The organism is Ruegeria sp. HKCCD8929 (assembly GCF_013031405.1).
Taxonomy (GTDB): domain Bacteria; phylum Pseudomonadota; class Alphaproteobacteria; order Rhodobacterales; family Rhodobacteraceae; genus Ruegeria.
Genome location: NZ_WPZY01000072.1, coordinates 1 through 9439 on the forward strand (window position 1 = coordinate 1; position 9439 = coordinate 9439).

General features: G+C 55.4%; 8 protein-coding genes and 2 pseudogenes. 6 read left to right on the forward strand and 4 right to left on the reverse strand.

Annotated features, from left to right (window positions below; all coding sequences use genetic code 11):
* Nucleotides 1-60 precede the first annotated feature (60 nt).
* The gene (locus GOX53_RS28090) at nt 61-1077 is read right to left on the reverse strand and encodes a D-cysteine desulfhydrase (RefSeq protein ID WP_171182185.1); all 1017 of its coding nucleotides are present in this window, start codon (nt 1075-1077) and stop codon (nt 61-63) included.
* Between the two features lie 120 nt (nt 1078-1197).
* Between GOX53_RS28090 and GOX53_RS28095 the strand changes: the two genes are divergently transcribed.
* Nucleotides 1198-2094 carry a LysR family transcriptional regulator gene (locus GOX53_RS28095; protein ID WP_171182186.1) on the forward strand — a complete coding sequence of 299 codons (897 nt, stop codon included), beginning with the start codon at nt 1198-1200 and terminating at the stop codon, nt 2092-2094.
* Here GOX53_RS28095 and GOX53_RS28100 read toward each other — a convergent pair.
* On the reverse strand, nt 2089-2973 hold the full coding sequence (locus GOX53_RS28100; protein WP_171182187.1) for a LysR family transcriptional regulator: 885 nt from the start codon (nt 2971-2973) through the stop codon (nt 2089-2091). The two genes, GOX53_RS28095 and GOX53_RS28100, sit on opposite strands and share 6 nt — an antisense overlap.
* Before the next feature lie 215 nt (nt 2974-3188).
* Between GOX53_RS28100 and dctP the strand changes: the two genes are divergently transcribed.
* The 5 genes from dctP (at nt 3189) to GOX53_RS28125 (ending at nt 8051) form a co-directional block, all read left to right on the forward strand.
* On the forward strand, nt 3189-4184 hold the full coding sequence (gene dctP / locus GOX53_RS28105) for a TRAP transporter substrate-binding protein DctP (RefSeq protein WP_171182188.1): 996 nt from the start codon (nt 3189-3191) through the stop codon (nt 4182-4184).
* A 70-nt stretch (nt 4185-4254) separates the two neighbouring features.
* Complete coding sequence (locus GOX53_RS28110; RefSeq protein WP_171182189.1) at nt 4255-4764, forward strand: TRAP transporter small permease; 510 nt, start codon at nt 4255-4257, stop codon at nt 4762-4764.
* Nucleotides 4764-6065: a TRAP transporter large permease gene (locus tag GOX53_RS28115; protein WP_171182190.1), complete on the forward strand. Its 1302-nt coding sequence runs from the start codon at nt 4764-4766 to the stop codon at nt 6063-6065. The genes GOX53_RS28110 and GOX53_RS28115 overlap by 1 nt, the downstream gene beginning before the upstream one ends.
* The gene (locus GOX53_RS28120; RefSeq protein WP_171182191.1) at nt 6065-6835 is read left to right on the forward strand and encodes an alpha/beta fold hydrolase; all 771 of its coding nucleotides are present in this window, start codon (nt 6065-6067) and stop codon (nt 6833-6835) included. Before GOX53_RS28115 ends, GOX53_RS28120 begins: the two co-directional genes overlap by 1 nt.
* Before the next feature lie 874 nt (nt 6836-7709).
* Nucleotides 7710-8051, forward strand: a complete 342-nt coding sequence (locus tag GOX53_RS28125) for a MarR family winged helix-turn-helix transcriptional regulator (RefSeq protein ID WP_171182192.1) — start codon at nt 7710-7712, stop codon at nt 8049-8051.
* Between the two features lie 394 nt (nt 8052-8445).
* On the opposite strand, the pseudogene istB reads toward GOX53_RS28125, so the two are convergent.
* Both istB and GOX53_RS30430 read right to left on the reverse strand, forming a co-directional pair.
* Nucleotides 8446-8937, reverse strand: a pseudogene (gene istB, locus GOX53_RS28130) (IS21-like element helper ATPase IstB); the annotation flags it as partial.
* A gap of 49 nt (nt 8938-8986) precedes the next feature.
* Nucleotides 8987-9082: pseudogene (locus GOX53_RS30430) on the reverse strand (hypothetical protein); the annotation flags it as partial.
* Nucleotides 9083-9439 lie beyond the last annotated feature (357 nt).

Genomic DNA, 9439 nt, shown 5'->3' on the forward strand with positions numbered 1-9439 from the left:
TGACGGACGCAGCCCAGACCCCCATCAGCCGCGTGCAAACAAGTTGGCAATGCCGTCAGATCAACCAACCCAGCGCTTGCTATGGTCAAATGCGCTGTCATAGCCAAAGAGGGCTGCAGAGCCGCCCGTGTGCAGGAATACGACGCGCTCGCCCCTCTTAAATTGTCCTTTGCGGATCAGATCAATGAAGCCAGCCGCCCCTTTGGCAGAGTAGACCGGGTCGAGCAGGATCGCCTCCAGTTCGGCAAACATCTGAATGGCTTCAATGCCGCTTTCGGTCGGGATGCCATATCCTTTCCCAACATAGTCAGTGTTGGCGACGACATCTTCGCGCTTCACGATTCCTGCGCAACCAAGTTTTTCAGCAGTGGCACAGGCAAGGTTATAGACGTTCTCTTCCTGTTTTGGCTTTGGCGCACGTACACCAATCCCTAAGAGAGGGATCTGGGCGTTCATCGCCTTCAATCCCACGATCAGGCCTGCTTGAGTACCAGCGCTGCCGGTGGCGTGCGTGATGAGGTCAAGCGTCAGCGCACGATCATTGGCCTGCGCGAGAAGTTCAAATGCGCAGTTCACATAACCGAGTGCACCGGTCGGGTTCGAGCCACCACCGGGAATGGTGTAGACCTTCTTTCCGTCCCCGCGCAGCTTGTCCGCCACGGCCTCCATCTCAGCGTTCATGTCCAGCCCGCCGGGGCGCTTTTCAGTGGTGGCGCCGTGCAGGTGGTCCAGCAGGACATTGCCGTTGTTGTTGTAGTTTTTGTTGTTCGAGCCGGTGCGATCTTCCAGCAAGATGTGGCAATCCATACCCAGCTTGGCGGCAAAGGCCGCGGTCTGGCGAGCGTGGTTCGACTGTGTCGCGCCCTGCGTCATCACCATCTCGGCGCCTTGCAGCTCGGCCTCGGCCATCAGGAATTCCAGCTTGCGGGTCTTGTTGCCGCCGGTAGACAGTCCTGTGCAATCGTCACGTTTGATCCAGATTTCCGGCCCGCCTAGTTCTTTGGTTAAACGATCCAGGCGCTCAAGTGGGGTGGGAAGATGCGCGATAAAGCGGCGAGGGTATCGGGCGAGATGCATTGAATGCTCCTAACTTGAATTTCTTGCATCTTAACTTCGATGAAACTGCGTATCTAATTCGAATTCATAGACTTAACTTTCGCATATTGCATAACCTGTTTGTCTTCATATGCTGGCAACATGCAGTTGGATTGGATTGACGATATTCTTGCCGTGATCGACACGGGATCGCTGACGCGTGCGGCCGAGAGGCGGTTTCTCACGCAATCTGCCTTCACACGGCGGGTGCGCTCTATCGAAGAACGGATTGGATCGCCGCTGTTTGATCGGTCATGTAAGCCGGTGACAATTCTGCCTGGAGTGCGGGCCATGGAGCCTGAATTGCGCGAGATGAGCACGCGTTTACGTCGGTTGCAACACGATCTGAAAGTCTCAGTTGACGGGGGTGGTCGCGGTGTGACTTTTGTCTGTCAGCACGCGATCACTACGACGATCTCTCCATGGATCGTCAAACGGTTGACAAAGCCACAGGATGTGTCGGTCCGCGTGCGATCCGGGAACCGGGACAACTGCCTGATGCTGTTGCTGTCACGTGAAGCTGACTTTGCCATAACGTACGAGTGCCCTGGCGATCCCGGACCCTTCATGCCGCGAGCCTTTGACTCGAACATAATGGGAGAAGACTTCTTGGTTCCGGTTACGTCACCCGGTCTTATGGCATCGTTCGAAGGCATGAAGGTTCCCACTATCACCTACCCCCCTGATGTGTTTCTGGGTCGTATTATGGCCCAGTGCATCCTGCCTTCATTGCCGGAGGGAATGGTTTTGGCGCCAAAGGCAGAAACGGCGTTGACACTGGCGGCATGCGAATACGCTCTGGGCGGGATCGGTTTGGCCTGGTTGCCGATGACACTTGTGAGAAGGCACTTGGAGAACAAGGAACTTGTCCACATCGATCATCTACCTGAACAGAAGCTGAACATCACGCTGATCCGCTTGTCCGATCAACAAAGTGACGAGAACATTCGTATTTGGGAACACTTGACTACGCCGCTCGACACGCCCGGCCCATCATAGGGCGTTCCATACCTGCTCACCTGTTTTGTCCAGCCGCTCGAGCGAACAGAAGAGTGATAATGTCAGTGTGGCGTGCCAGTCAGGCCCACCGATTTGGGTCACATTTCCTGATGCAAGCTCTTTGGACACCACGCTTTCTGGCAGCCATGCAATACCACTGCCTGACAACATGCGCCGCTTGATGGCCTCGGTCAGTGCGTCCATGTAGCGCAAGGATAGAGGAGGGGTGCGTGCGCCGATTGTTTGATCGACAACGGACCCTAGAAAGCTGCTGGGGTCATATCCCAGATAGGGGATCAGGGTCCGGTTACTTCCGTCAAGGTCCCACCCTTCGGAGTGCGCGGCAGATGCTTCAGCCACGGGGATCATCTGCTCCGTCCCGATATCCTTGCGGGCAAATTGCCGCTCCTCGAACACAGGCTGCACGTCCTTGTGCCGGTAATAGAGCAGGAAGTCGCAAGTGCCGTCGGACAGTAACTGACAACAAGTGCTCAGGGTATCGGAGTAAATCCGAACGCGGAGGTTTGGGATGCTGTACTCGAACTCCGCAATTCGCTGCGAAAGGTAATTTACGGAAATCGTGTGCAGGACGGCAAAGCGCTGAAAGGCTGTGTGACCCTGTTCCTGCGCTCGAAGGGTTTGACGGATGTCGGTCAGGTTGGCGATTGTCTCTTGCGCCATGGGGAGAAATTGCTGTCCTGCCTCGGAAAGTTGCACCGGATAGCTGGATCGTTTGATCAACGGAACACCTAGCCAGTTTTCAAGGGACTTGATGCGGCGACTAAAGGCAGACTGCGTGATGTTCCGTTCTTCGGCAGCGCGGGTGAAATTCAGCGTTCGCGCCAGACACGTGAAATCCCGAAGCCAGTTGATATCCAATTCCTGCCCTCCAGCCGCTTGTACCCTACTGAAAAACAACAACTATGCAACATCGGAATGGATTGATGACGTATTTGAGTTGGCCTTGATCGCGATGATGCGCCTAGCGTTTGAGGCAGGTGTCCCCAGTAGTTTACGTCAATCAACACAAAGGACGCCTTGGGTACGGCGGAGCGGACAGCCGTCAGCTGAACCCGAAACAAAGGGAGGATTACATGAAATTTCCAATTAAATCGACGACAGCAATTGGCGTCGCTTTGGCTGTTGGTCTGACCGCTGGCGTTGCATCTGCCGAAACCACGCTGCGTCTGAGCACCTATGTGAACGAAGCGGATATCCGCTATGAGGGCTTTACTCACTTTGCCGATCTCGTTGCAGAAAAAACCGGCGGCTCGGTGAAGGTTGAGGTGTTCCCGTCGGCCACGTTGCACGGCTGGTCCGAAGGGGTCGATTCTGTTCAGGGCGGTGTGTCAGATATCAGCTGGATCAATGCAGACAACCGTCTGCCGTGCTATGCGGTCACTTCGCTTTATCCGGCAGAGGTCAGCCTTGAAAATCAGACAGGTCTTGATGCCGCATATGCGGAGCTGATCCGGGGTGAAGCCGCGAATGCGGGTCTCGTGCCGCTCTTTAACTCGAACTACTCCTACGATCAGGAATGGTGGTTTGAAGAGCCGATTGACGATATCGGAAAACTGGATGGCAAGCTCGTTCGCTCAATAGGCCCGCTGGTCAGTATGATGATCGAAAGCTGGGGTGGAGAGCCTGTGTTTGTGGCCCCGAAAGAGGTGTTTCAGTCGGCTGAACGTGGCGTTGTGGACGGCATCAACATGGGTGTGGCGACATATAGCTCGTGGAAGCTTTGGACCGTCATGCCCTACATGGTCAACGCCAATCTGTTTTATGGCAACATCCAGTACATGATGAACAAAGCCAAGTTCGACGCGCTGAGTGCCGACGAACAGGCCGCCCTGACCACCGCCGCCGCTGAAACCGAAGCGTGGTTGCAGCCACGTTATGAAGCCTGGGTGGACCAGCAGGTTGGCAACGCCGTGATGCAAGGCGGTGGAGCTGCTGTCTCAATCTCGGACGAACAGCGCACCAGTCTGATTGCCAGCGTGAAGCCCAAATGGGATGAAACGGTAAATGAAGCCTGTGGTATGGATATGGCCGACAGTATCCGATCCCTTCTTGAAAGCCACGCGCCCTGACAGATGGCGCATACTGGTGGTCTCGCAGGCCGGGGCCACCGTCACTCACCAGTGAATACCGAGGTTCGTCATGGATGACGGGATAGATCGTCTTATCCGCATCACCGAGCGTGCTGTTGTCTGGCTGGCTGGATTGGGCGCGATTGTCGTGCTGATCCAGATGTTGTGGATTTCTTACGGCGTTTTCGTGCGCTACGGGCTGGGCAAGCCGGACCGGATGGTCACCGAAGCGACGGCGCTGCTGCTATTTCCTGTGGCCTTCGCAGGGCTTGCCTATGCGTTGCGCGAGGATGCGTTTCCCAAAGTCACTATGATCACGGATCAGCTTCGCCCCGGCTTGCGCCGCCTCTTCGACATCGTAAACCACATCCTGATGTTGGGGGTTGGCGGGTTTTTCGCCTATGCCGGCGTCAGCGCGACGATCCGGTCGTTCAATTCGGGTGTCGCCTCTGAGATTCTTCACTGGCCCCGCTACATGTTCTGGGCTCCTGGCGCGCTGGCACTGGTAGTTTTCTCATTTTATGCCGCTCTGCGCTTGATCCGCCTGGTCCGCGACCCAGCCCCGTCAGGAGATCTCTAATGGAATGGTACACCGTTGGCCTTGGCCTGCTTGGCTTGTTGATGCTGTTCATCACCATTGGCCTGCCGATCCCTTTTGCCCTTGCCGCCGCCTCGCTGCCATTTTTGTGGCAAATTCAAGGGTGGGAGACTTCAATTGTCTCATCCGAGCTTAAGCTCTGGGGGGTTTGGATTGACTATATCCTGCTGGCCGTCCCGCTTTTTGTATTTCTTGGTGAACTGATAGGAAAGTCCAATATCGGGCCGAACCTCTATCAATTCCTGCATCAGGGGGTACGGATCAAAGGTTCTGCTGCTTACGGTTCCATCGGTGCCAGCGCAGGGTTCGGCGCAGTCTGCGGATCCTCCATGGTGGGGGCGCTGACCATCGGCGGGGTTGCTCTACCAGAGATGCTGCGTCTGGGATATGGCAAGCGCCTGTCCAGTGGCGTTCTTGCGGCTGGCGGCACATTGTCCGTCTTGATTCCGCCCAGCCTGATCCTGCTGTTTTATGGCATTGTAACTGACCAGAGCATCGGAGATCTGTTCATCGCGGGCGTCATTCCCGGACTGATCCTAGTCTCGAGTTTTGTGGTTGTTGTGCTGGTCTGGGGTATGTTGAAGCCCCAGGACATCCCCGGCAGCGAAGACGCCGCGAAGATGCCTCTGGTGTTGATCCTAAGCACCGTCGGTCCCGTGGTCCTGATTGGTCTGGTGATCACGGTCGCGATCTATGCGGGTATCGCCACCCCAACAGAGGCTGCTGCGGTGGCCGCATTACTGACCGTCATTCTGGCCTTCTGGGTTGGCGGGCTGACCTGGCAAGGGTTCAAGGGTGCGATCTTTGCCACCATGCGCACAATGGGGTATCTGGGCCTGCTTCTGTCTGCGGGTGTGCTGTTCGGCTTTGTACTAACATATTATCGTGTGCCGCAGCAATTCACCGAGCTGTTTCTGTCCTTCGAACTATCTCCCTACACGGTTCTGGCGATCGTCCTGGTGTTTTACATCATCCTTGGAATGTTCCTTGAGCCAGTCTCGATGACCTTCATCACACTGCCGACCATCTATCCGCTGATGAGCGCAGCCGGCTTTGACTTGATCTGGTTCGGTGTTGTCTACACCATCACGATGGAGATCGCAGTTCTAACACCACCCGTGGGCCTGAACTTGTACGTCATTCAGGCCATTGGACGAGAACAAGTCACTATCGGTGACGTCATCATGGGTTGCTTGCCGTTTATAGCCGCGATGATCCTGCTCATCACCGTGTTGATCGTGTCACCAGACGTGGCTCTGTGGTTGCCAGAGCAGATGCGCTGATGTCTGGGTTGCCTTATCTTCGCGCCGGATCCGGTTCAGTCATGGTGTTGGTGCACGGCTATCTTGGTGGTGCAGCCCAATGGACGAATGAGATCGAAGCCTTCAGCAAGGATTTTGATGTCGTTGCCCCAAACCTTCCGGGTTTCGGAACGGCAGGTCATCTGGACGGATGCGACACAATCACAGGAATGGCCCTAGCCGTGCTGGAGCTTCTCGATCAGTTGGAGGTGGCAGAGTTCATCCTGATGGGGCATTCCATGGGCGGGATGATCGCCCAGGAAATGGCCGCGATAAGACCTGATAGCGTCCAGAAACTGGTGCTCTACGGAACCGGACCACTGGGCCTGATGCCCGACCGGTTTGAGCCAATCACTGTTTCGCGCGAACGGTTGCAGAGCGATGGGGTGGCCAAGACCATAGCCCGTATCGGGGCAACCTGGTTCAAGGCAGAAAAAGCGGCCGCGGGGTATCCTGTGTTGACCGAGATCGGTGCACAGGCCAGTCCGCAAGCTGCGCTGGCCGCACTGGGGGCAATGGCCAGTTGGGATGGACGTAAGGCGTTGGCTGGACTGACCATGCCGACGCTGGTGATTTGGGGAGATTCCGATAAGTCCTACCGTTGGCCGCAGGTGGAATCGCTATGGACCAACATTCCCGAAGTTCAATTGTCCGTGGTGCCCGGCACAGCACATGCCGTACATCTGGAGAAGCCCACGTTGTTTCACTCGATCGTGAGTGACTTTTTGCAAGCAACTGACGCCACCATTTGAAAAGGCTGTATTGCGAACACCGACATTACGATATGCCATGCGCACGATTTTGCCATCCACCAGCTTGAACTCGACCTCACGAAGCAGCTTCCGGATGTCTTGATCCGAATGCTGGTTCCGAGCCATACGGAACCTCGGAGTCGAGCTCGAAGATAAACTGGGCATTGTTGAGGAAAATTACCTCTGCGGTTCGTGCGAACGGCACTTGGCATTCGTCTATCCGGGCCGGCCACACTTAGATAGACTGCCCATGACGGCGGGGAGCCCGATCTGACCAATGCGCGTCAGCATTCCCTTAGCTGCGAAATACACAGGCATATCAAGCGCCGTTGATCCCCGGATTCGAAATGGCCAGCCCAGAGAAGTGACAGTAAAGACCGGGGGAGTAGGCAAAACAGTCTGGATATACGGTACAATACTTCCGATTTGACTGTCGCCGACACCAATCCGAGCTGCGCCGCTGGCATCAATCTTACATGCGAGATAATCTTGCCTTGCTTTGTGGTTCGCTTGAGAGCCTATCTGACGAAATTCGCCTGTCGCGATGGCCGTCACCTTCATCGCAAAGTCCGGGATTTTTTGGGGCTATGACGTCAAGGCAGCTCTTGAAAAAAGCAATTTCAAGTCTGATAGGTAATTGCACAGACTTGTGCGTCAATTGGCTCGAATGAGTTGAAGACATTGTAGATGTGAACTTTAGAGCTAAACCTATATCCAAGATGCAGCTTTGGGCGCAGAGTGACCTCGCGAAGGTCGATGAGAGGGCAAGGAGGTTCGGGTGAGAGGTCCGGGAGAAAAGCTCAGCACTGAGGAGGCCGAGACATCTATTGGTTTTCTGCTTCGTCGCGCTTCTCAGCGGTGTAAGGAAGTCACTGTGCCGGTGCTGAAGCGAAATGGCCTGTCGCCTCACGAATTGACTACCCTCAACATGATCCACATAAACGATTCTTGTATCCTCAGGACCCTGTCGGAAGGAGTTGGGGTGGAGTCACCTGCCATGAATCGCATCATGAACAGCCTCGAAAAAAAGAAGCTGGTGTGCAGGCAAAAGGACAGCCGGGATATGCGCTATACGTATTTCACACTCACCAGAGCAGGTGTCGAACTCGTTGAGAAGGCCACACCCGAGGTTCAAGAGGTTGAAGATAAAGTGCTTCTAGCCTTGACAGAAGACGAACGGAAGCAGCTGTTTTCGTCTCTTCGAAAGCTCCTCTAAAGCACGGGCGCTGAGCTTCAATCCAACAGAGCTAGTTGTCTTTTTCCTTAGGTTCGCAGATCAGACAGCGTTTTTTGTACTCCAGGAAATGAGTAAAGGTGGCGCGGTTTTGCCATGTTTGGCTCAGCACGCGCAGGGGGCGATCGGCAAGAGAAACACCGATTGCGACTATGTGGTGTGTGTTTTCCTAGCTGATCATGAAACAAGACGGTTTTGCACAGTAATCGCTGCTTCCGTTACTGCGTTCGGTGTCAACGGCAGTACGATTTCCGGCCACAGGGCGGCGCAAAACCCGGCCATGTGAGGTGTGACTGGCGCCTTGGCGCGCGCGCTTTCCAATTAGCTGGCGTGTGCCGAGGCGCCTTGGTCCGTCAGGACCAATCAGAGTTGCATATTAAGAGTTGTCTTTGAACTGTTTTGCCCTGCTTTGCGCCAGGCGGTAGCTGTCGCCGTTCATCTCGAGGATGCTGACATGATGGGTCAATCGGTCGAGCAATGCGCCGGTCAGGCGTTCTGAGCCGAAGGTTTCCGTCCACTCATCGAACGGCAGGTTCGATGTGATCAGGATCGAGCCGTGTTCGTATCGCTGCGAGATCAACTCGAACAGCAGCTCTGCACCGGTTTTGCTGAGGGGCACGAAGCCCAGTTCGTCGATGATCAAGAGTTTCTGCTTCACCAGTTGCTTTTGAAGGCGCAGGAGCTGTCGCTCGTCGCGGGCCTCCATGAGTTCATGGACGATGGCGGGCGCCGTGGTAAAGCGGACGGTCAGCCCCTGCTGGCAGGCGGCCAATCCAAGAGCGAGCGCCACGTGGGTCTTGCCGGTACCGCTGGGGCCGAGGGCAATGACGTTCTCGCAGCGGTCGATCCATTCGCACCGAGCCAGTTTCGTTCTCCGCCAGAAACAGCTTGTTTAGGATCTCTACCGCCTTCTTACACTGAACGTCGTTGTAGAGGTCCTGGCCCTTGGTCAGGATCGCGTCGGACTCACCCATCATCTCGACATAAAGCGGTGTCGATCCCTCAGGAGCCATAGGCACCAGGGTCGCCGGGTATCGGAAAAAGACGATCCCGAAACAACAGACAAGAATTGAACAGTATACAATCGATACGCGGCGCTTGCTTCATCGCAAATTCGCCGCATATTTTGGCCAATCAGAAGTGCAACACCCTCTCTTTGATCAGGCCACCATCTGTCCTGCAACCCCTCACGACGTACAATTGAGCGTCCAGAGACACAATGGCCGGTTGCCACGGGTCGGCAGGGCTATGAAGTCAATATGCTGAGAAGTTGAATGATGGGCCAAGTTGTTGAAACTCGACACTGATTGTAAGCCCGGGCGCATTGTCCGACGCGCTGATCAAAGCTCCGTGCCGTGTCGCAATTGCAT